18 protein-coding genes are annotated in these 21,509 nt (G+C 53.9%); 15 read left to right on the top strand and 3 right to left on the bottom strand.

Annotated features, from left to right (window positions below):
* The first annotated feature begins 47 nt into the window (after positions 1 to 47).
* The 7 genes from FD744_RS10520 to cheZ all read left to right on the top strand — a co-directional run bounded on the left by FD744_RS10520 (position 48) and on the right by cheZ (position 8,581).
* Complete coding sequence (locus FD744_RS10520; RefSeq protein WP_160868188.1) at positions 48 to 1,724, top strand: methyl-accepting chemotaxis protein; 1,677 nt, start codon at positions 48 to 50, stop codon at positions 1,722 to 1,724.
* Between the two features lie 249 nt (positions 1,725 to 1,973).
* On the top strand, positions 1,974 to 3,644 hold the full coding sequence (locus FD744_RS10515; protein ID WP_160868187.1) for a methyl-accepting chemotaxis protein: 1,671 nt from the start codon (positions 1,974 to 1,976) through the stop codon (positions 3,642 to 3,644).
* A 165-nt stretch (positions 3,645 to 3,809) separates the two neighbouring features.
* Positions 3,810 to 5,489, top strand: coding sequence for a methyl-accepting chemotaxis protein (locus FD744_RS10510; RefSeq protein ID WP_160868186.1), 1,680 nt, complete (start codon positions 3,810 to 3,812; stop codon positions 5,487 to 5,489).
* Positions 5,490 to 5,579: 90 nt separating this feature from the next.
* Positions 5,580 to 6,455: a protein-glutamate O-methyltransferase CheR gene (gene cheR / locus FD744_RS10505; RefSeq protein ID WP_160868185.1), complete on the top strand. Its 876-nt coding sequence runs from the start codon at positions 5,580 to 5,582 to the stop codon at positions 6,453 to 6,455.
* The gene (locus tag FD744_RS10500; protein ID WP_058959712.1) at positions 6,452 to 7,501 is read left to right on the top strand and encodes a chemotaxis response regulator protein-glutamate methylesterase; all 1,050 of its coding nucleotides are present in this window, start codon (positions 6,452 to 6,454) and stop codon (positions 7,499 to 7,501) included. The genes cheR and FD744_RS10500 overlap by 4 nt, the downstream gene beginning before the upstream one ends.
* A gap of 39 nt (positions 7,502 to 7,540) precedes the next feature.
* Positions 7,541 to 7,930 (top strand): chemotaxis response regulator CheY, encoded by a 390-nt coding sequence (gene cheY, locus FD744_RS10495; protein ID WP_007892562.1) that lies wholly within the window; start codon positions 7,541 to 7,543, stop codon positions 7,928 to 7,930.
* Positions 7,931 to 7,939: 9 nt separating this feature from the next.
* Positions 7,940 to 8,581: a protein phosphatase CheZ gene (gene cheZ / locus FD744_RS10490; protein ID WP_160868184.1), complete on the top strand. Its 642-nt coding sequence runs from the start codon at positions 7,940 to 7,942 to the stop codon at positions 8,579 to 8,581.
* A gap of 44 nt (positions 8,582 to 8,625) precedes the next feature.
* On the opposite strand, the gene FD744_RS10485 is transcribed toward cheZ, so the two are convergent.
* A complete protein-coding gene (locus tag FD744_RS10485; protein WP_160868183.1) occupies positions 8,626 to 9,447 on the bottom strand; it encodes a DeoR/GlpR family DNA-binding transcription regulator in 822 nt (273 codons plus the stop codon).
* Positions 9,448 to 9,823: 376 nt separating this feature from the next.
* Between FD744_RS10485 and FD744_RS10480 the strand changes: the two genes are divergently transcribed.
* The 8 genes from FD744_RS10480 (at position 9,824) to FD744_RS10445 (ending at position 18,457) form a co-directional block, all read left to right on the top strand.
* Complete coding sequence (locus FD744_RS10480) at positions 9,824 to 10,621, top strand: GolD/DthD family dehydrogenase (RefSeq protein WP_160868182.1); 798 nt, start codon at positions 9,824 to 9,826, stop codon at positions 10,619 to 10,621.
* A 65-nt stretch (positions 10,622 to 10,686) separates the two neighbouring features.
* A complete protein-coding gene (locus FD744_RS10475) occupies positions 10,687 to 11,622 on the top strand; it encodes a D-ribose ABC transporter substrate-binding protein (protein ID WP_034821808.1) in 936 nt (311 codons plus the stop codon).
* A 44-nt stretch (positions 11,623 to 11,666) separates the two neighbouring features.
* A complete protein-coding gene (locus FD744_RS10470; RefSeq protein ID WP_160868181.1) occupies positions 11,667 to 12,278 on the top strand; it encodes a DUF2291 family protein in 612 nt (203 codons plus the stop codon).
* 9 nt (positions 12,279 to 12,287) lie between these two features.
* Positions 12,288 to 13,808: a sugar ABC transporter ATP-binding protein gene (locus tag FD744_RS10465; RefSeq protein WP_160868180.1), complete on the top strand. Its 1,521-nt coding sequence runs from the start codon at positions 12,288 to 12,290 to the stop codon at positions 13,806 to 13,808.
* A gap of 19 nt (positions 13,809 to 13,827) precedes the next feature.
* Entirely contained in the window at positions 13,828 to 14,895 is a 1,068-nt protein-coding gene (locus FD744_RS10460; RefSeq protein WP_034821800.1) for an ABC transporter permease, read from the top strand.
* Between the two features lie 11 nt (positions 14,896 to 14,906).
* Positions 14,907 to 15,704: an SDR family oxidoreductase gene (locus tag FD744_RS10455; protein ID WP_160868179.1), complete on the top strand. Its 798-nt coding sequence runs from the start codon at positions 14,907 to 14,909 to the stop codon at positions 15,702 to 15,704.
* 211 nt (positions 15,705 to 15,915) lie between these two features.
* Positions 15,916 to 17,352: a YchO/YchP family invasin gene (locus tag FD744_RS10450; protein ID WP_160868178.1), complete on the top strand. Its 1,437-nt coding sequence runs from the start codon at positions 15,916 to 15,918 to the stop codon at positions 17,350 to 17,352.
* 85 nt (positions 17,353 to 17,437) lie between these two features.
* A complete protein-coding gene (locus tag FD744_RS10445; protein ID WP_160868177.1) occupies positions 17,438 to 18,457 on the top strand; it encodes an AraC family transcriptional regulator in 1,020 nt (339 codons plus the stop codon).
* Here the strand turns inward: FD744_RS10445 and FD744_RS10440 are convergent.
* Positions 18,390 to 19,448, bottom strand: a complete 1,059-nt coding sequence (locus FD744_RS10440) for an alpha/beta fold hydrolase (RefSeq protein WP_160868176.1) — start codon at positions 19,446 to 19,448, stop codon at positions 18,390 to 18,392. The two genes, FD744_RS10445 and FD744_RS10440, sit on opposite strands and share 68 nt — an antisense overlap.
* Positions 19,449 to 19,620: 172 nt before the next feature.
* Positions 19,621 to 20,712, bottom strand: a complete 1,092-nt coding sequence (locus FD744_RS10435; protein WP_058959721.1) for a porin — start codon at positions 20,710 to 20,712, stop codon at positions 19,621 to 19,623.
* Positions 20,713 to 21,509: the final 797 nt, after the last annotated feature.

Here is a 21,509-nt window from a genome sequence, read left to right as displayed (position 1 = left end):
GCCGATAAATATTGCGTTCCATTTACTTACTTTTCCCAGGGCTATCTATGTTAAAAAAAATTCGCGTCGTCACCAGTCTGCTGGTGGTGCTACTGATGTTTGGCCTGCTGCAGGTCATATCCGGATCAATATTCCTCAAAGCCTTAAACGACGATAAATCCAGCTTCAATGTGTCGCAGTTAGCGAGCCAAAACCTTTCGGCGCTGAATGATGCCTACATGAGCCTCAACCAGAGCCGTGTTGTACTGACGCGTATCCAGTTGCGTATCGCCACCAGTAAACTGGCCAACAAAGAGCCGGATATTGAGGGGCTGTTCAACGACAGCAAACAGTTCCAGCAAAAAGCAGCGGATAATTTCAAACTCTATAAAGCGATTCCGGATACACCGGGACAAAATAAGGAACTCACAGGTCAACTGGATGAGGGCTATACCGCTTACGCCACGGCATTGAGCCAGATGCAGGATGCGCTTCTCGCCAACGATTTATCGAAAGCGGGCAGCGTGCCGGTGGCACCGAGCCAAAGTATGTTCCTGAAAACTTACACCGACTGGCGTGCGGATGTGGCGAAACTGGCAGCACAAGGCCAGGAAAAAAATGCCGATGCCTTCAGCCGCATGAGCTGGATTCTGGGCGCTATCATGGTGGTGGTATTAGTGGTGATTGGACTGTGCTGGGTGAACCTGCGTCGCATCCTGATTAATCCATTGAACACTAACATTGCCCACATTCAGTCGATCGCGCAGGGTGACCTGACCCAGAGTATTAGCGTTGAAGGCCGCAATGAGATGAGCCAACTGGCGAGCAGCCTGCATGACATGCAGCAGTCGCTGGTGCGTACTGTCAGTAACGTGCGTGACGGATCTGATGCCATCTTCACCGGCGCCAGTGAGATCTCGGCAGGTAACAACGATCTCTCCGCTCGTACGGAAGAGCAGGCTGCCTCGCTGGAACAGACCGCAGCCAGCATGGAACAGCTGACCGCGACAGTGAAACAGAACGCCGAAAATGCCCGCCAGGCGTCACAGCTGGCGTTGAGTGCCTCTGAAACCGCACAGAAGGGCGGCAACGTGGTGGAAGGCGTCGTACGCACCATGAGCGATATCGCCGGGAGTTCGAAGAAGATCGCTGATATCACCAGCGTGATTGACGGTATCGCCTTCCAGACCAACATCCTTGCGCTGAATGCAGCGGTGGAAGCGGCGCGCGCTGGCGAGCAGGGGCGTGGCTTTGCGGTGGTGGCAGGTGAAGTTCGCAACCTGGCACAGCGCAGCGCCCAGGCGGCGAAAGAGATTAAGGGTCTGATTGAAGATTCTGTCAATCGCGTCAACAGCGGTTCGCAGCTGGTGGGTACCGCCGGTGAAACCATGAGTGAGATCGTCAATGCGGTCACCCGTGTGACCGATATTATGGGCGAAATCGCCTCAGCGTCTGATGAACAGAGTCGTGGTATCGATCAGGTCGGTCAGGCAGTGACGGAAATGGACCGCGTGACCCAGCAGAACGCCTCGCTGGTAGAAGAGTCTGCTGCGGCAGCGGCTTCGCTGGAAGAGCAGGCCAGCCGTCTGAGCCAGTCTGTGGCGGTATTCCGTGTGCCGCGTGCCGAACAGCCTGGCATGGCCAGTGCCGTGGTGCGCCATCCGCAGATCGCGCCGCCGGTGTTGAGTGCGCCACGTAAAGCTGTGACGGCGCCAGTCAGCGACAGTAACTGGGAAACGTTTTAATCGCTTGCAGTGGTGTGCGCTGGCGCACCCACTGCCGCAATATCCTTTTAGTTTAACAACATCAATGCGCCTTTATCGTTCATCCGATAAAGGCGCATTTTTTTTAATGACAATTTCTTTAGTTATAAAACACTGTAAAGAAAGTTATTGGCAGAATTATATTTCGTAAAATCCGTTAAAGCCCCTCAAAATTTAACAACTGCGGTCGATAACAGCGGGAGCCGAAATGCCTCACTCTCTGGAGAACTCATGTTAAAACGAATCAATGTTGTCACCAGCCTGATCGCAGTCTTGCTGGTCTTTGGTGCTTTGCAGTTACTGTCGGGCGGATTGTTCTGGTCTGCCTTACAAAAAGACAAAGAAGCTTTTGCGGTGGCGCAAACCTCCACCAACAACGTCGGCGCGATGTCCGATGCCTGGATCGAACTCAACCAGACCCGTACCGTGTTAAACCGCGCGATGCTGCGCATGCAGGGCAGCATGGCGGCACAGTCAAACGGCGGCCAGCTTCAGGCGCTGATTGCACAGACTGAAAAGCAGCTGGATGTGGCTGCCGGGCACTACCAGCGTTACTACGATCTGCCGGGTACGCCAGGCTTGCCGGACGCACTGCGCGATCGCCTGGAAACGGACTACGCCGCCTTCAACGATGGTTTGAAAGCGATGCTGGAACGTTTGAAAGCTAACGATCTGCAAGGCATGTTTGCGCAGAACATTGAAGCCAAACAGGTGAAGATGAAGGCCACCTATGCAGAGTGGCGAACGGCGCAGAGTGCGCTGGCGGCGGAAGGCGTGGCGCAGAACCAGCAAGCGTTCCACACCATGATGTGGCTGCTGGCAGTAGTGGCATTGGTGGTGGTGTTTGTGATTGTCGGCTGCTGGTTTGGTCTGCGTGCGGTGCTGATCCAGCCATTGCATCAGCTGCTGGGCCATATCCGCCATATCGCTTCTGGCGATCTGACGCAGAATATTGCCGTGGAAGGACGTAACGAGATGACCCAACTGGCGGCCAGCCTGCATGAGATGCAGCAGTCGCTGGTGCGTACCGTCAGCAACGTGCGTGACGGCTCTGATGCCATCTTTACCGGCGCGAGCGAAATCTCGGCGGGCAACAACGATCTCTCCGCGCGTACCGAAGAACAAGCGGCTTCGCTGGAACAGACGGCGGCCAGCATGGAGCAGCTGACAGCAACCGTGAAGCAGAATGCCGAGAACGCCCGTCAGGCTTCCCAGCTGGCGCTCAGTGCCTCTGATACCGCACGCAAAGGCGGCGAAGTAGTGGATGGCGTGGTGCGTACCATGAGTGATATCGCCGGCAGTTCGAAGAAAATCGCCGATATCATCAGCGTGATCGATGGCATTGCCTTCCAGACCAACATTCTGGCACTGAACGCGGCGGTAGAAGCGGCGCGTGCCGGTGAGCAGGGCCGTGGCTTTGCGGTGGTGGCCGGTGAAGTGCGTAATCTGGCACAGCGCAGTGCGCAGGCCGCGAAAGAGATTAAAGGCCTGATTGAAGACTCGGTGAACCGGGTGAACAGCGGTTCGCAGCTGGTCGGCACCGCCGGTGAAACCATGAATGATATCGTCGGCGCGGTCACGCGTGTCACGGATATCATGGGCGAAATCGCCTCAGCGTCGGATGAGCAGAGCCGCGGTATTGATCAGGTCGGCCAGGCGGTCACTGAGATGGATCGCGTGACCCAGCAGAATGCGTCGCTGGTGGAAGAATCCGCCGCTGCTGCGGCGTCGCTGGAAGAGCAGGCCAGTCGTTTGAGCCAGTCAGTGGCGGTATTCCGTGTGCCGCGTGCCTCGCAGGCCACTGCGGCGGTGCGCTTGTCACCGAGCGTGCAGCCGGTGCTGAGTACACCGCGCAAAACTGTCACCGCGCCAGTGAGTGACAGCAACTGGGAGACATTTTAAACGTTTTTAACCGGGCGCACGCAGGTGCGCCCGTTCACCTGTCGGCACACTTTAATTTATCCCTGATCCTCCTTAATTCCCGCTGGTCCAACCCGTTGCAGACAACATAAAGATCCCTCTGTGAACGCCGATAACAGGAGCGATCCGCCAACCAATGAGGTGTTTATGTTTAGTCGTATTCGTGTCGTTTCCGGGCTGTTATGTGTGCTGGCACTGTTTGCCTTGCTGCAGCTGTTTTCCGGAGGGATGTTTTTTACCACGGTGAAAGCCGATAAAGAGAATTTTGCCTATAACCAGCGTCTCAGTACGCTGCAACGGGCGATGGGCACCTCTTGGGTATCGCTGGTTCAGGCGCGTAACACGCTGAACCGTGCAGGGATCCGCTATTTGCTGGACAGCCAGCAAGCTGGCTCAGGCGCAACCGTGAAAGATTTGGTTGCGCTGGCAAGTGAGGAGTTGAAAACCGCTGACAAAGGCTTCGAGGAATTCAACGCTAACCTGTCCGAAAAAGGGAAGTCAGCTGAGAACGTATTGACACTGCAGGCCAACTATAAGGCCTTCCGTGGCGCACTGGCAGAGCTGATTGATTTCCTGGGAACAGGAAACTTCAAAGGGTTTGTCGACCAGCCTACGCAGGGTTTGCAGAATAAGTTTGAAACTGATTACAACGCCTGGTTAGCCAATAACCTGGTGCTGGCAAAGCAGGGTATTGATGCCAACGAAAGCGCCTATCAGCACTCCATTATGCTGGTGATCGGTACTTTGCTGGTGACCCTGCTGGTGATTGCGCTGGTGTGGAGCGGCATGCGCAACGTGCTGATTCGTCCGTTGAAGCAGAGCATCGACCATATCCGTCACATCGCGCGTGGTGATTTGACGCAGCAGATTGATGTCAGTATGCGCAACGAGATGGGTGAATTGCTCAGCTCACTGCAGCACATGCAGCAGGAGCTGGCGAATACCGTGCGTACCGTGCGTGATGGTTCAGACGCTATCTACACCGGTGCCAGCGAAATCGCCATGGGTAACAACGATCTCTCTTCACGTACTGAACAGCAGGCCGCTTCTCTGGAAGAGACGGCTGCCAGCATGGAGCAGTTGACCGCCACCGTGAAGCAGAACGCCGAAAACGCCCGACAGGCTTCGCAGCTGGCGCTCACTGCCTCTGAAACCGCGCAGCATGGCGGCAAAGTGGTGGATGGCGTGGTCACCACCATGAAAGAGATCACCGGCAGCTCGAAGAAAATCGCGGACATCATCAGTGTGATCGATGGCATCGCGTTCCAGACCAACATTCTGGCACTCAACGCGGCGGTTGAAGCAGCACGCGCGGGTGAACAGGGCCGTGGCTTTGCGGTGGTGGCGGGTGAGGTGCGCAGTCTGGCACAGCGCAGCGCCCAGGCAGCGAAAGAGATCAAAGGTCTGATCGAAGACTCGGTGAGTCGCGTCAACACCGGTTCGGTGCTGGTGGAGAGCGCGGGCGAAACCATGACCAACATCGTCAACGCCGTCACTCGCGTCACCGACATCATGGGCGAAATCGCCTCGGCGTCTGATGAGCAGAGTCGCGGAATCGACCAGGTGGGTCTGGCCGTGAACGAGATGGACCGCGTGACACAGCAGAACGCCGCGCTGGTAGAAGAGTCAGCCACGGCGGCTGCCGCACTGGAAGATCAGGCCAGTCGACTGAAACAGTCGGTTGCGGTGTTCAATATTGGTAAAGAATTTGTCGCTCAGGCCGTTAACGTATCTACAGCGCCAAAAATGTTGCGTCCAGCCGCAGTCAAAGCGCTGGCTCAACCCGCAGGTGCACGTAGCGCGGACGATAACTGGGAAACCTTTTAATCCGTGTGGCCGCCGCAAGGCGGCCCAACTGGCAGCGCAGCAGTAATCGCAGTATCACAATTTAATCAGTTTGTTGCCGGGTGACCTGACATGAAGAAATCGACGTTATTGGATCCAAGTGAAGCGACAACGCTGCTCTCGCAAATGGTGCAGCGCCTGCCGCTTTCAGATACGCATTTTCGTCGTATCAGCCAGCTGATCTATCAACGCGCAGGCATCGTGCTGGCCGATCACAAGCGGGAGATGGTTTATAACCGCTTAGTGCGCCGTTTGCGCACGCTGAACATTGATGATTTTGGTCGTTATCTGGCGTTGCTGGAGCAAGACCAGAACAGTGCAGAGTGGCAGGCGTTTATTAACGCGTTGACCACCAACCTGACCTCATTCTTCCGCGAGGCGCATCATTTCCCGATCCTCGCGGATCATGCGCGTAAGCGCAGTGGCAGTTACAGCGTGTGGAGTACCGCCGCCTCAACCGGCGAAGAGCCGTACTCCATCGCCATGACGCTGGCGGAAACGCTGGGTACCGGACCGGGTAAGTTCCAGGTGCACGCCAGCGACATTGATACACAGGTACTGGAAAAAGCCGTGGCGGGGGTGTATCGCCAGGAAGAGCTGCGCACCTTATCGCAATCGCAGCTGCAGCGCTTTTTCCTGCGTGGCACCGGGCCGCATGAAGGCATGGTACGCGTACGCTCCGATCTCGCCAGCATGGTGAACTATTCGCAGCTGAATTTACTGGCCAACGACTGGGCGTTGCCGGGTCCGTTCGACGCAATATTCTGTCGCAACGTGATGATCTATTTCGATAAAGAGACGCAGGAAAAAATTCTGCGCCGTTTCGTTCCCCTGCTGAAGCCCGGCGGTGTGCTGTTCGCTGGACACTCAGAGAACTTCAGCCAGATCAGTAAAGAGTTCTGGCTGCGTGGACAGACAGTCTATGGATTGACCAAGGAAAGACGATGAGCAAAATCACCGTGATGTGCGTGGATGACTCCGCGCTAATGCGACAGTTGATGACGGAGATCATCAACAGCCACGCCGATATGGAGATGGTCGCTACCGCGCCCGATCCGTTGGTGGCGCGGGATTTAATCAAGCAATACAACCCACAGGTGCTGACGCTGGACGTCGAGATGCCGCGTATGGATGGCCTCGACTTCCTTGAGAAGTTAATGCGCCTGCGTCCGATGCCAGTCGTGATGGTGTCATCGCTGACCGGTAAAGGATCGGAAGTGACATTACGCGCGCTGGAATTGGGCGCAGTGGATTTCGTCACAAAGCCGCAGTTGGGTATTCGCGAGGGCATGCTGGCGTACAGCCAGATGATCGCCGACAAAATTCGCGCAGCGGCCCGGGCCAAATTGCATGCGCGCCCGGCCACACCCGGCCCGGTGATGCTGAAAGCTGGCCCGCTGTTGAGTAGTGAGAAGCTGATTGCGATTGGCTCTTCCACTGGCGGCACCGAGGCGATTCGCCATGTACTGCAGCCGCTGCCCGCGACCAGCCCGGCGCTGCTGATCACGCAGCACATGCCGCCAGGGTTTACCCGCTCGTTTGCTGAGCGCCTGAACAAGCTCTGCCAGATCACCGTGAAAGAAGCGGAAGATGGCGAACGTATTTTGCCCGGTCATGCCTATATCGCACCGGGCGCGATGCACATGGAGTTGGGCCGTAGTGGCGCCAACTACGTGGTGAAACTGAATGATGGCCCGCCGGTGAACCGTCATAAGCCCTCTGTTGACGTGCTGTTCCGGTCCGTGGCGGTGCACGCAGGACGAAATGCCGTGGGTGTCATCCTCACCGGGATGGGTAACGACGGTGCCGCCGGGATGCTGGAAATGCATCGCGCCGGTGCCTGGACCATCGCGCAGGATGAAGCAAGTTGCGTCGTCTTTGGTATGCCGCGCGAAGCGATTGCGATGGGCGGCACCAGTGAAGTAGTCGATTTAGGACACATCAGTCAGCACATGCTGGCAAAAATTAGCGCCGGACAGGCATTGCGAATTTAACGAGCCCGTCCTGCCGGACGAGACAACACAGGAGTAGATATGGCTGATAAAAACATGCGCTTTTTGGTGGTGGATGACTTCAATACGATGCGTCGTATCGTCCGCAACCTGCTGAAAGAGCTGGGATTCAACAACGTTGAAGAAGCAGAGGACGGTGTTGATGCACTGACCAAACTGCGTGCGGGTGGTTTTGATTTCGTGGTATCCGACTGGAACATGCCCAACATGGACGGTCTGGAACTGCTGCAGACCATTCGTGCGGACGCGGCGTTGAGCAAACTGCCGGTGCTGATGGTTACCGCCGAAGCGAAAAAAGAGAACATCATTGCAGCTGCACAGGCCGGTGCCAGCGGTTATGTAGTGAAGCCGTTCACCGCAGCCACGCTGGAAGAAAAGCTGGGTAAAATTTTCGAAAAACTGGGTATGTAAGGAGATGTGATGAGCGACCTTCCGAAACCAACCGAAGAAGCCTCGGCACACGACATTATTTCCCGTATCGGCTCGCTGACGCGCATGTTGCGCGACAGCCTGCGCGAATTGGGGTTAGACCAGGCGATTGCCGAAGCGGCGGAAGCGATTCCGGACGCGCGTGACCGTCTGGATTACGTGGTGCAGATGACGGCGCAAGCGGCAGAACGCGCACTCAACTGCGTTGAAGCCGCGCAGCCACACCAGGACCAAATGGAAGCCAACGCCAACAAGCTGAAAGGCCGTTGGGATGCGTGGTTTGAAAACCCGATTGAGCTGGCGGATGCACGCGAGTTGGTTTCGGATACGCGCGAATTTCTCAGTGATGTGCCGTCGCATACCTCGTACACCAACAAGCAACTGCTTGAGATCATGATGGCGCAGGATTTCCAGGACCTTACCGGTCAGGTGATTAAGCGCATGATGGATGTGATCCAGGAGATCGAGCGTCAGTTGCTGATGGTGCTGCTGGAGAATATGCCTGAAGCCAACGCTGCCGCGCGTAAAGACGCCAGCAGCCTGTTGAATGGCCCGCAGATCCATGCCAATGCACCAGGCGTGGTAGCGAACCAGGATCAGGTGGATGACTTGCTGGATAGCTTAGGTTTCTAATCAGCATTGAGGGGGCGGCGAGTTGGCCGCCCCTGAATGCATGCTCAAAACACCGCGCGTTTTTTTGCCTCTTCAATGCCTGCCACCAACACCTGTACACCTAACGCTTCAAACGCTGCAATCTGCGCCGGCGTAATCCCGCGATCGGTAATCAAATAATGGATTTTGCTCCAGTCACAGGGCAGGGCAAACATCGACACCTTATCGATTTTGCTGGAGTCGGCCACCACAAATACCGTACTGGCGGAGTTGATCATCGCCATCTTCACTTTGATATCCGTCTCGCTGGGGAAGCTTAACCCGAGGCGGGGCGAAATACAGGCGGTGGCGAGAAACAGCTTTTCGGCCAACACGTTTTCAAAGAAAGAAGCGGCTTTCTCACCGGACGTCGAGAGTGTTGGAAATTTGAAGGTCCCCCCCGTCAGCAGGATATTAATCCCCGGTTCACCCCCCAGCTTCAGCGCAATATTCACCGCCGTGGTGATCACCGATAAACGACGGATGTGGCCAATTGCTTCCGCAATGGCGGTGGTGGTGGTGCCAGAATCGAAAATCACCGTATCCCCATTTTCCACATACTGCGCGGCCAGCCGGCCAATGGCTTCTTTCTCATCAAGGTGAGTTTGACGCTCAAGCAGCAGTGCGCCGGTGTTCTGCTTACCGGTCATCAGCGTGGCGCCACCGTGATAACGCTGCACATGCCCGGCTTTTTGCAGCATACGCAAATCGGTGCGGATGGTGGCTTCGGTCAGGCCAAAGGTATCGGTAAGCGCTTTAACCGTGACTGTGCCGTCTTCGCGGATCATCTCCAGGATCTTCTCACGACGCTGCTGCATATCAGCCAGCTGCTCAGATTTGCTTTTCAATCGAAATGCTCCCTCTTTCCAATCACGGTCTGGTTTTGGCAATAAGAAAACCCATGATGATTTTACTCTGCGTACCAGGGATTTGCGAGGCGGCTCGCACAAAGATGCATTTTCGAATGAAAATAAGATAAAGCCATGCAATTGATTTCACATACACCTGCCAGCTGTTATTTCTATATCACAAAACGTGATATTTAGTTATTTACTTAAAATACAGACAGATAAAAATAGTTTGCATCATTTGTATGAAATTTGATCTCACCCACAAACCATTGCGAAACGATAGCTTATATTTTTGTTCGAAAATCAATGTTACTGCAAACCTATCCGGCCAGAGATAACCAGAGCCGCTGAACATGCACACAGGAGAGAAGGGATGAGTGGGGAATACGATATCAACCTGCGCTACGGCGTGAATACCGATCTGGATCTCACCGGCAAAGTGGCGGTGGTGACCGGTGGCCTGGGTGGGATTGCCATGGCCAGTAACGCCATGCTGTTAGAGAAAGGTGCACGGCTGGCCCTGCTTTACCCTCCATTCGAAAGCGATCGCGTGGCGGCTGTGCAGGAACAATTCTCTGCCGATCGTGTACTGCTGGTGTGCTGTGACGTGACCGATGCTGGCTCAGTCGAGACGGCGTTCAACCAGGTTGAACAGCACTACGGCCACATCGATATTCTGGTGAACTGTGCAGGTTATGTGATGTTACAGCCGGTACTGGAAACCGACTTTGCCGAGTGGCAGAAGCAGATCGCCGTCAATCTCACGGGTCCTTTCCTCTGCTCGCAAGCAGCGGGCAAACGCATGGTGCGCGCCGGTAATGGCGGCAAGATCATCAATATCGCCTCGCAAGCGGCTTCCATCGCCATTGATAACCACGTGGCTTATACCTCCGCCAAAGCCGGCCTGCTTGGTATGACCAAAGTCATGGCCAAGGAGTTCGCGCCGCACCGCATCAACGTCAATACCTTGTCACCCACCGTGGTGCTGACGCCGATGGGCGAAAAAGCCTGGCGCGGTGAGAAGGGCGAACAGATGAAAAAACTGATCCCGTTAGGGCGTTTTGCTTACACCGATGAAATCGCCGCCGCCGTGCTGTTCTTCGCCAGCAACGGCAGCGACATGATCACCGGCGCAGATTTAATGATCGATGGCGGCTTCACCATCTGGTAATGCCGCGCCAGCACCAGTACGGCCTCAACCCTGCAATAACAACAAAACAATGAGAGAGCACGAAGATGAAAAAACGTACCCTGTTGTTCACAGCCATTGCCAGTTGCCTGATCGCCCAATCCAGTTTCGCTGCCGACAAAGGCACCATCATGATTCTGGTGAACTCGCTGGATAACCCTTATTACGCTTCTGAAGCCAAAGGCGCCAACCTGAAAGCGCAGGAGCTGGGCTACAAAACCAGCGTGCTGTCGCACGGTGAAGACGTCAAGAAGCAGAGCGAGCTGATCGATGCCGCTATCGGTAAAAAAGTGCAGGGCATTGTGCTGGATAACGCCGACTCTACCGCCAGCGTCGCGGCCATCAAAAAAGCCAAGGCTGCCGGGATTCCGGTGGTGCTGATTAACCGCGAGATTCCTGTAGATGATGTGGCGCTGGTGCAAATCACCCATAACAACTTCCAGGCCGGCTCAGACGTCGCCAACGTGTTTGTTGAGAAGATGGGTGAAAAGGGCAGCTATGCCGAATTGACCTGTAACCTCGCGGACAACAACTGTGTCACCCGTTCGAAATCCTTCCACCAGGTGCTGGATCAGTATCCGGATATGAAATCTGTCGCACGTCAGGATGCGAAAGGCACCCTGATTGATGGCAAACGCATCATGGACAGCATCCTGCAGGCTCATCCCGATGTGAAAGGCGTGATCTGTGGCAACGGCCCGGTGGCGCTGGGCGCGATTGCGGCACTTAAAGCCGCAGGCCGCAACGATGTCACCGTGGTGGGTATCGACGGCAGCAACGACGAGCGTGATGCGGTAGAAAAAGGCGATCTGAAAGCTACGGTAATGTTGCAGGCGCAAGCTATTGCTGCGCAGGGCGTGACCGATCTCGACAACTTCATCCAGAAAGGGGTGAAGCCGGAGAAGCAGCGCGTGATGTTCCGCGGCATTTTAATCACCCCGGACAATGCTAAAGGTGTGCAGGACTTTAACTACAAGTCGTAATCAATAATCGGTGCGCCTGCACAGCAGGCGCCCAGGAGAATGTGATGCACAAACGACTCTGGTTACTGCTGCCTGTCGTGATCCTTAGCGGTTGCCGCATTGTGTCGCAGCAGGAGCTGGCCGACCTGAAAAATCCCCCCAATCCTAAAATGGCCAATATTGCTCAGACCTGGCAGCAGAAACTGGTGCCGCAGATTCAGCACGATGCGAAGCCGGTGGCGGAACTGCTGAATGCGTTGAAGTCCGCCAAAGATTTTGACAGCGCCTGTCAAACCTACGGCTACCGCGCGCAGGAAGAGAACCCCTGTGTCTTTAGCGTCAAGGTCAGTGGTGAGGTGACGGCGGTCAATACCACTTCGCGCAATGGCCGCATGACGGTGAAAGATGTTTCCGGCGATAACGTGACGGTGCAGGTCGGTCCGATTTTCCCTGGCACGGTGCTGCGTGATGCCTATAAAGGAGCCAGCTATCAGGACTTCAACGATCAGGTGCTTTTTGGCGACTACAGCCGCGCCATTAATCAGCAGGCAGCCAACATGATGAGCGCCTTCAAGCCCAAAGTCGGCGATAAGGTGCAAATTTCGGGCGTGTTTAGCAGCTTCGATACGCCTGAGCAGGTGCCGAATGTCACACCTGCTGCCATCGTGCGGCAGTAAGGAGCGGATATGCAAAATCCTCAAAGTGACGTGATCATCGAAACCCGTAATGTGTCACGTATTTACCCCGGCGTGACTGCACTCGATCAGGTGAATTACCGCGTCTATCGCAACAAAGTGAACGTGCTGATTGGCGAAAACGGTGCCGGTAAATCCACCATGATGAAGATGCTGGCGGGCGTGGAAACGCCTTCATCCGGTGAAATTCTGCTGGACGGAGAAGTGGTGTCGCTCAGCTCCACTCATCAGGCGGAAAAGCACGGTATCAGCATCATCTTTCAGGAACTTAACCTGTTCCCCAACATGAACGTGATGGACAACATCTTTATCGCCAACGAGTTTTTTCAGCGCGGTGTGATCAATGAAAAGTATCAGTACGCATTAGCAAAATCGCTGCTGGAGCGGCTGGAACTGGATGTTGACCCTTATGCACCGCTGGGCGAACTGGGGATCGGCCATCAGCAGCTGGTCGAGATCGCTCGGGCGCTGTCGAAAGATACGCGCGTGCTGATCATGGATGAACCCACCAGTGCGCTGAGCCAGTCTGAAGTGAAAGTGTTGTTCAACGTGATTGACCAGCTGAAGCGGCGTGGTGTGACCATCATCTATATCTCGCATCGGCTGGAAGAGCTGATGGAAATTGGCGATCACATCACCATTTTCCGTGACGGTCGCTTTATCAGCGAGCGGGAAGTGCGTGATGCGTCAGTTCCCTGGATCATCGAACAGATGGTTGGTGACAAGAAAAAGCACTTCGACTATCAGCCCGCTGCACAGGGCGAAACGGTTTTGCACGTTAACGGCCTGACGGCGCTGCATCAGAATGGCGGCTATAAGCTCAATGATGTGTCGTTCTCACTGCGCAAGGGCGAAGTGATCGGCATTTACGGCTTGCTGGGCGCGGGCCGCACCGAGCTGTTTAAAGGGCTGATAGGCATGATGCATTGTCAGTCTGGCAGCGTCAGTTTGAATGGCGAAGTGCTGGATAAACGCAACTTCCAGCAGCGCCTGAAAAAAGGCATTGCGCTGGTACCGGAAGACCGACAAACCGAAGGCGTGGTGCAGTTGATGTCGATCACCGCCAACATGACGTTAAGCGATCTCAGCTTGCGCGGTTTTCGCCGTGCGCTGCGCTTACTCAATCCCCACAAAGAGCTGCGTCGCGTCGATGAAATGATTGGTCATCTCGCCATCAAAGTGAGCGATCCAGAACTGCCGATTACCTCACTCAGCGGCGGTAACCAGCAGAAAGTGGTGCTGGGAAAAGCGCTGATGACGGGCCCTCAAGTGGTTTTGCTGGATGAACCCACACGCGGGATTGATGTGGGGGCCAAAACAGACGTGTACCACCTGATTGGCAATCTCGCACAGCAAGGTCTGGCGGTGATGTTCTCCTCTTCTGAACTGGACGAGGTGATGGCACTGGCCGATCGCATTTTGGTGATGGCCGATGGCCGTATTACCGCCGACTTACCGCGCAGCGCAGCAACGCGAGAAGCGCTGATTAGCGCCTCAACACCGCATGATTGAGCCCGCAGGAGATCAATAAATGAACCAGAAATACCTGCTTTATATGTACTTGCTGAAAGCGCGAACCTTTATCGCGTTACTGATCGTGGTCGGCTTTTTCAGCTTTATGGTGCCTAATTTCCTGACCACCTCAAACTTACTGATCATGACGCAGCATGTTGCCATCACCGGGCTGCTGGCCATTGGTATGACGCTGGTGATCCTTACGGGTGGCATCGATCTGTCGGTCGGTGCGGTGGCGGGCATTTGCGGCATGGTGGCGGGGGCGTTGCTCACCAATGGTGTGCCGCTGTGGGGCGGCAACACGCTGTTCTTTAACGTGCCGGAAGTGATTCTGGTGGTGGCGCTGTTCGGCATCGTGCTGGGGTTGATCAACGGCACCGTGGTGACGCGTCTGGGCGTGGCACCCTTTATCTGCACCCTCGGCATGATGTATGTGGCTCGTGGGGCCGCGCTGCTGTTCAACGATGGCAGTACCTACGCCAATCTGGTGGGGATGCCAGCATTGGGTAATACCGGTTTCGCGTTGCTGGGATCGGGCAGTGTGCTTGGCGTCTACATCCCAATCTGGTTAATGATCGGCTTCCTGCTGCTCGGCCTTTATCTGACACGTAAAACCCCGCTGGGCCGCTATATCTATGCCACCGGCGGCAATGAATCTGCGGCACGCCTGGCCGGTGTGCCGATCATTAAGGTCAAAGTGTTTGTCTATGCCTTCTCCGGTTTATGTGCTGCGCTAGTGGGATTGATCGTCGCATCCCAACTGCAAACCGCGCACCCGATGACCGGCAACATGTTCGAGATGGACGCCATCGGTGCAACCGTATTGGGCGGAACGGCGTTAGCAGGGGGGCGCGGGCGCGTATCAGGTTCGATCATCGGTGCCTTTGTCATCGTGTTCCTCGCCGATGGCATGGTGATGATGGGCGTCAGCGATTTCTGGCAAATGGTGATTAAGGGACTGGTGATCGTCACCGCCGTGGTCATCGACCAGTTCCAGCAAAAATTACAAAGTAAGGTGGTGCTGCTGCGCAGACATGAAAAAAAGCAGCAATCGGCCGCCCTGCCTGAAGCAACGCACGGATAACAGGAGGCAATATGACACGCGATTTTAGTGGGAAAACGGTGGTGATTACCGGCGCATGCCGCGGCATTGGCGCGGGCATCGCCGCACGATTTGCACGCAATGGCGCTCGGCTGGTAATGGTGTCCAACTCGGACCGGGTATTCACCACAGCGCGGGCGCTGGAAGAACAGTATGGCAGCGAGATTCTGGCGCTGCAGGTGGATGTGACCAATGAGGCCGAAGTGCAGCAGCTTTATCAGCAGGCGGCGGAGCGCTTTGGCACCATTGATGTCTCGATTCAGAATGCCGGAGTGATCACTATTGATCGCTTTGACGCGATGCCAAAGAGCGATTTCGAAAAAATTCTGGCTGTGAACACCACCGGCGTCTGGCTGTGTTGCCGTGAGGCGGCAAAGTACATGGTGAAGCAGGGCAGCGGCAGCCTGATCAACACCTCATCCGGGCAGGGGCGACAAGGCTTTATTTACACGCCACACTATGCGGCCAGTAAAATGGGTGTTATCGGCATTACTCAGAGCCTGGCACTGGAACTGGCGCCATGGCACATCACCGTGAATGCTTTCTGTCCGGGTATCATCGAAAGTGAGATGTGGGATTACAACGATCGCGTGTGGGGAGAAATCCTTAGCAGCGATAAAAAGCAGTATGGCAAAGGCGAGTTGATGGCGGAGTGGGTGGAAAATATTCCGCTGAAACGCGCCGGACAGCCGCAAGATGTCGCCGGGTTGGTGGCGTTTCTCGCCTCGGATGATGCGCGCTACATCACCGGCCAAACCATCAATGTGGATGGCGGGTTGATCTTCTCCTAATCGCAGCAGCCGTGAGCGCCTTGCTGCACTTCACGCAGGGCGCTCTGCGGAGCGATGTGGCTATCAAGATAAGATGATGCCTTTTGCTAATCAGGCAATGTCCTAATTCAGCCCGGCCTTTTCTGCAAAATCGGCAGAATGTGTTAGGGTATTCCAGTACAGTTTTGTGAGCCACTTCAAATTCTAAACTGGATAAAAGCCTGTTTTTGCTATGACATCTGTTTTCTCTGCTTTCAAATCACTGCGTATGTTGCCCGCTGCAACGGGGCTGCTTTTCACCGCGCCTGCTCTGGCGCTCGTCACTGACACGCATGTCGCTGATGCGCCTTTTAGCGATCCCGAACGCTTCCAGAAAATGGCCAGCGATCTGCCTGCACTCGGCTATGAAGATGAGAATGCGGCCTTCAGCAAAAATCTGGCGACCATCGCTAAGAGCATTGGTGAAGCCAGTCAGGACAGCACCAGTGACAACACTTTTGGTCATCAGGCGGGTATCTGGGCGTTTAACCATTTCCGCGATGAGGTGGCAAACCGCGTGGTGGATGAGGGCCAATCTCTGCTATCGCCTTATGGTAAAGCGCAGATCGATTTTAACGTCGATATGGATGGTAACTTCACCGGCAGTGGCGCCTCTCTGCTAACGCCGTGGGCCGATCGCTATCAATATCTGACCTTTAGTGAGGTGGGTTTTCACCAAACGGATGATGGGCTGGTGGGCAATATCGGCTTAGGACAACGTTGGACGGCGGGCAAATGGCTGCTTGGTTACAACGGTTTTGTCGATCGCATGTTCAACAGCGGATTGCAGCGTGCTTCAGTGGGCACAGAAGCCTGGGGTGATTACCTGCGCTTCTCGGCTAACTACTACACACCGCTATCGGGCTGGCAAAACCGCGATCCCTTTCAGCAGCAGCGTTTAGCACGCGGCTACGATTTCACCACTCAGGGCTACCTGCCGTTTTATCGCCAGCTTGGTATGTCGGTGAGTTGGGAGCAGTATCTGGGCAATGATGTGGATCTGTTTAGCAGCGGCAATACCTATCACAATCCTTCGGCGCTAACTTTTGGCGTCTCCTACACGCCGGTACCGCTGGTGACATTTTCTGCCAGCCACAAAACCAGTAATGAAGGTGAAAGTCAGGATCAGCTGGGTTTACATCTTAACTATCGTTTCGGCGTGCCGCTGAGCCAGCAGTTGAGTGCCGATAACGTGGCCGAAGCGCGTTCGCTGCGCGGCAGCCGTTACGACATGGTGACGCGCAACAACACGCCGGTGGTGGAGTATCGTCAGCGCAAAACCTTATCGGTATTCCTCGCCACACCGCCATGGCAATTAAACGGCGGCGAAAGCCTGCCGCTGAAATTGCAAATCCGTAATGCGAATCCGATAACCAGGGTGACGTGGCAGGGCGATACCCAGGCGTTAAGCCTCACGCCGGGCGCTAATCCGAATGATCCGCAAGGCTGGAGCATCATTATGCCCGCGTGGAACAGCGCATCTGACGCCACTAACAGCTATCGTCTGTCTGTGACACTGGAAGACAGCAAGGGCGGTCGGGTAACCTCCAACTGGATTACGCTGCAAATTCAGGAGCCGTTTAGCATCAATTCTGGTGAGGATAATCGCTTCGATTTGCTGGCGCCTTAGTAACGGTCATCGAAGAAACTCCCGCCACTTCAGTGCATGAACCTGGTAATATAGCGGCTTATTGTCAAGAATGGATTCTTACTGCATGCCTTCAATTCCGGTTCCGCTGGTTACGCTACTGGTGCTGCTAATTTTAATCGTGACCTTAGCGGCGAACGATAAGCAACGCCACCAAACCACGCTGCTATTTCTGGTCGTCTGCTCACTGTTACTGGCGGTGGGAGCATTACGTTGGATCTGGCCGTCAACACCACTCATGGCTTTGCGCGTGTTATTGGCAACGCTAATCCCGGCGCTGGCCTGGCACTGTTTCAGCCCGCATACGACTCATCAATATTCACGCTGGAAAATCGTCCCGCCCGCGCTGGCCATCATCATTATGCAGTGCTGGCCAGAAGCCATTGATAGCGCGCTATTTGTGCTTTATATCGGATACGGGGCAACATTGATTCTTATGGGCTTAGGCGGAGGGGATCGATTTAGCGATGCGCGCATCGGTGAAGTCGGGCTGGCGGCAAGAATGGCTCTTACCGCCGGTGTTTTTCTTTGCTTCTCTGGTATGACAGATTTGCTGGTGGCGCTCGAATTCACTTTGCATCAGGGCAAGCTTGTGCCGCAAATCATCGCGATACTGCAAAGTTTAATGCTGCCTTTGCTTAGCCTGGCGATTGTACTTGCAGCACGGACCCGCCCCCGGGAAGTGAGTATTGAGACAGTACTGCCCGATTCTTCTCCGTTGCAGACGCCTGAGCAGGCAGCCTTGTGCCTGCAACTGGAAAATCGACTGCGACAGGATGACCTGTTCCTTAATACACAACTCACGTTGAATCTGTTAGCACGCAAATCCGGTATTCCCTCGCGTCATATCTCACGTGCGATCAATGCGACTTACCACTGCAATGTTTCTCAGTGGATAAATGGTTTTCGCATCGCTCATGCGCAGCAGTTGCTTCGAAGCAGTTCACTGCCGGTTACGGAGGTGATGCTGGCGTCAGGATTCACCACTAAATCAAATTTCAATCGCGAGTTTTTACGCATTACCGGACAGACGCCGAGTGCATTTCGTCAGCAGGCGGGTTCAATGCCGCTGTCAGAAAGCGAGTGATACGGGCGATTAACTCCTGATGAATATCGGCGCGGGTGCGGCTGCCTTGATCCCGGCAAACGAAGCCCTCACCAGGGGAAGATTTTTCGATTAACTCAGCACCATGGGGTTTACAGCGCTGCATAAAACTAAAGTGGGTTGCGCCTCTTATACGTGAAAACGATGTCTGTTGCGGCGGAAGATACTGCGCCAGATAGCCGGATACCAGTGAGGCGGGAAGTTCAACACTGTCTTGTTCTGCGGATAACACCAGCACTGGCACAGAAACCCTTGCCAGGCTCTCAGGTGTGAATCCGCGCGCCAGACCAAGATCAAGCGATACGGCCGCTTTAATACGTGGATTACGTAATTGAGCATCTAATAAAGAAGCGGTATTTGTATTGCTGATACCCAACGTCTCAATCAATTGACAGTCTGCTAGTTGCGCGTGGTTCTGACAATCCTGAACAAATCTGTTGGACGAAAACCGGGCACCGATTAACTCCATCACTGTCCACCCTCCAAGTGAGTGGCCGATGGCGGCGATGCGCAACGAATCGACCTTTCCTGCCAGGTGTTCGTCTGCCAATAACCGATCCAGTACCCGGCTGATATCATCTGGACGCAGCCAAAGTTTCCGGGCAGTAGCAGGATCGTGATTCTCAGTTGTTGTACCGGGATGATTGGGGGCAGCGACGATATATCCCTGTACAGTGAGTGCATGCGCCAACCAGTTGAGGTTACGCCAGCTACCGCCATAGCCGTGAGACAGAAGGACTAAAGGATGCTGTCCTGGACGAGGCGTTGCATTGCGTAACATCGGCTCACCATAGAACACGGGGTTCTCACCCACATCTTCAAAGACGCCCGTGGCGGCAGTGGGATACCAAAACGCAACATTGAGCGGACGATTGCCTTGACTATCAAGTGTTATCTGACGAAAACCCGTTGCGGCCTGTGCAAGCGACGCACACATCATCAGCATAAGTGCACAAATACAAAATCGAATCATTAGCGTTGTCTCCATGAGTGTAAAATCATGAAGAGTAATAACGGAAACAGTCAGTTATCGCGTCCTCAATCACGATTGAGTACCTGTATAACGACAATAAAAAAGGGCAGCTTACGCTGCCCCTGGCTCATACCCAGCCGACACTAGCCGGTATGCAATGAGGGATACTCTCTTAGAACTGATACACCAGACCAACAGCAGTTACGTCGTCAGTGTTGATGTTCAACGCGTTATTATCTTTCAACAGGTTGATTTTATATTCTGCATAAGCAGACATGTTCTTGTTGAAGTAGTAAGTCACGCCAACGGCAACGTATTTGAACAGATCGGTATCGCCCACGTTGTTCTCAACATCTTTCGCGCGAGAAGACACATAGCCCAGTGAAGGACGCAGGCCGTTCAGGAACTGATACTGTGCAACGGCTTCAAAGTTAACCGCTTTGTTAGCGAAACCGTTGTTACCGATCGGCGTTGCATTCTGCGTTTCGCCATAGATGGTCGCCAGGTAAATCTGGTTAGCATCATATTTCAGACCGGCTGCCCAGCTCTGCGCTTTATCGCCACGGCCGTAGGTCGCGGTGTTCTGTGCAGTGACACGATCCAGATTAGCGTAAGCACCGACAAGGCTCAGGCCGAAATCGAAGTCATAAGAGGTTGACAGCGCAAAGCCGTCGCCATTCGAACGACGTACCGCCAGGTTGCTGGCAGTCGCGCTATCAGAGCGCTCGTTTTTGCCTTCGTACTGCGCGGCAAAGTTCCAGCCTTTCACCAGACCGAAGAAATCTTTGTTACGCCAGGTCAGCACACCGGTAGAACGGCCTGACAGGAAGGCATCGGTGTAACCGGAATCACCACCAAAGTACGGCAGCATATCGGTGTAACCCAGTACGTCATACACCAGACCGTAGTTACGGCCGTAGTCGATTGAACCAAACTGAGCCACTTTCAGGCCTGCAAAGCCCAGACGGGTTTTGTTGCCTGAGTTGGCATCGCTGCCTTCAGAGTTGCTCAGACTGTACTGGTATTGCCACTGACCATAGCCGGTCAGCTGGTCATTAATTTTGGTTTCACCTTTAAAACCCAGACGGGTATAGGAAGAAACTTCACCGTTTGCGCTGTCGTTATCCGAGAACAGATGCGAAACGTTGATTTTGCCGGTCAGGTCCAGCTTGTTGCCATCTTTGTTATAGATTTCGGCGGCCTGAGCCGAAGAAAGTCCCAGCAGTAAAGGCATCACTGCTGCCAGTAAGGAGCGCTTCATCATTTATAATTTACCCTGTGATATTTTTTAATTGTGTCCCCGTCATCGGGGTGAAAAGAAAATGACACAAAAGGTTCAAGATCAACAGTGCAATATATGTAACTAAATATTTCCGATTGGCTTTTTGTGTGATTTTTAATCTTAACTTCCATTATTCGGGATTTTACATTGGATAAACTTATCTCAATTCCGTTATGCATTTGACCAATATAAATACATATAGTATTGTTTTTAATGGTTTTTAGTAAAATTAAAGAAAAGTAAATCACCGCATTTCTTTAAGGGTTAAATAGCACAAGCCTATGCGTTATTGTTCAATAACAAATATAGAAAACCACCTAATCATTAGCGTGGTAATTATCTGGTTAATCTCTTTGTATCCTTTTATTTCTGTTCTGATAATAACCTTAGTCACTAAATGTCGTTTAACTTTTGTTTAATTAAGTGGCTGTTCAAAATACAGCCAAATATGCAACAAGATTGTTAATTAGAGGCGAATCAGCGCTGCTTTTACTTACCCATCTGGCTGCACACTTCCTGCACATTCGCGCACCATAAATGCACAAATTGCCCTAAAACAGGGCGACAGCCGCAACATTTTGGCGAAATATTCCCTGTGCGATCACAAAAGCGCTATTTCATTTTGTGAATGCATAAATCTGCTAAATAAATTGCTGCTCTCCCATCTCCATCAGACTGATATTCACTTTTTATGCATTTTATGTGAATAGTGACCTGGCGTAACTCATTGATATTGCGTTACCCAAACCCGTTTATGCATTTTTTCCGCTAGCTGGCAC

The sequence above is a fragment of the Pantoea sp. Taur genome, from assembly GCF_009830025.1.
Classification (GTDB): domain Bacteria; phylum Pseudomonadota; class Gammaproteobacteria; order Enterobacterales; family Enterobacteriaceae; genus Pantoea; species Pantoea communis.
The sequence above is the reverse complement of the archived record's forward strand: the minus strand, read 5'-3'. Positions and strand labels throughout refer to the sequence as shown.

Bases quoted from the DNA above. Each gene is read 5' to 3' on its own strand.
- FD744_RS10515 (WP_160868187.1), top strand. From the start codon at position 1,974: ATGTTAAAACGAATCAATGTTGTCACCAGCCTGATCGCAGTCTTGCTG.
- FD744_RS10475 (WP_034821808.1), top strand. From the start codon at position 10,687: ATGAAAAAACGTACCCTGTTGTTCACAGCCATTGCCAGTTGCCTGATC.
- FD744_RS10440 (WP_160868176.1), bottom strand. From the start codon at position 19,448: ATGATTCGATTTTGTATTTGTGCACTTATGCTGATGATGTGTGCGTCG.
- cheZ (WP_160868184.1), top strand. From the start codon at position 7,940: ATGAGCGACCTTCCGAAACCAACCGAAGAAGCCTCGGCACACGACATT.
- FD744_RS10445 (WP_160868177.1), top strand. From the start codon at position 17,438: ATGCCTTCAATTCCGGTTCCGCTGGTTACGCTACTGGTGCTGCTAATT.
- cheY (WP_007892562.1), top strand. From the start codon at position 7,541: ATGGCTGATAAAAACATGCGCTTTTTGGTGGTGGATGACTTCAATACG.
- FD744_RS10455 (WP_160868179.1), top strand. From the start codon at position 14,907: ATGACACGCGATTTTAGTGGGAAAACGGTGGTGATTACCGGCGCATGC.
- FD744_RS10465 (WP_160868180.1), top strand. From the start codon at position 12,288: ATGCAAAATCCTCAAAGTGACGTGATCATCGAAACCCGTAATGTGTCA.
- cheR (WP_160868185.1), top strand. From the start codon at position 5,580: ATGAAGAAATCGACGTTATTGGATCCAAGTGAAGCGACAACGCTGCTC.
- FD744_RS10450 (WP_160868178.1), top strand. From the start codon at position 15,916: ATGACATCTGTTTTCTCTGCTTTCAAATCACTGCGTATGTTGCCCGCT.
- FD744_RS10480 (WP_160868182.1), top strand. From the start codon at position 9,824: ATGAGTGGGGAATACGATATCAACCTGCGCTACGGCGTGAATACCGAT.
- FD744_RS10520 (WP_160868188.1), top strand. From the start codon at position 48: ATGTTAAAAAAAATTCGCGTCGTCACCAGTCTGCTGGTGGTGCTACTG.
- FD744_RS10500 (WP_058959712.1), top strand. From the start codon at position 6,452: ATGAGCAAAATCACCGTGATGTGCGTGGATGACTCCGCGCTAATGCGA.
- FD744_RS10435 (WP_058959721.1), bottom strand. From the start codon at position 20,712: ATGATGAAGCGCTCCTTACTGGCAGCAGTGATGCCTTTACTGCTGGGA.
- FD744_RS10470 (WP_160868181.1), top strand. From the start codon at position 11,667: ATGCACAAACGACTCTGGTTACTGCTGCCTGTCGTGATCCTTAGCGGT.
- FD744_RS10460 (WP_034821800.1), top strand. From the start codon at position 13,828: ATGAACCAGAAATACCTGCTTTATATGTACTTGCTGAAAGCGCGAACC.
- FD744_RS10510 (WP_160868186.1), top strand. From the start codon at position 3,810: ATGTTTAGTCGTATTCGTGTCGTTTCCGGGCTGTTATGTGTGCTGGCA.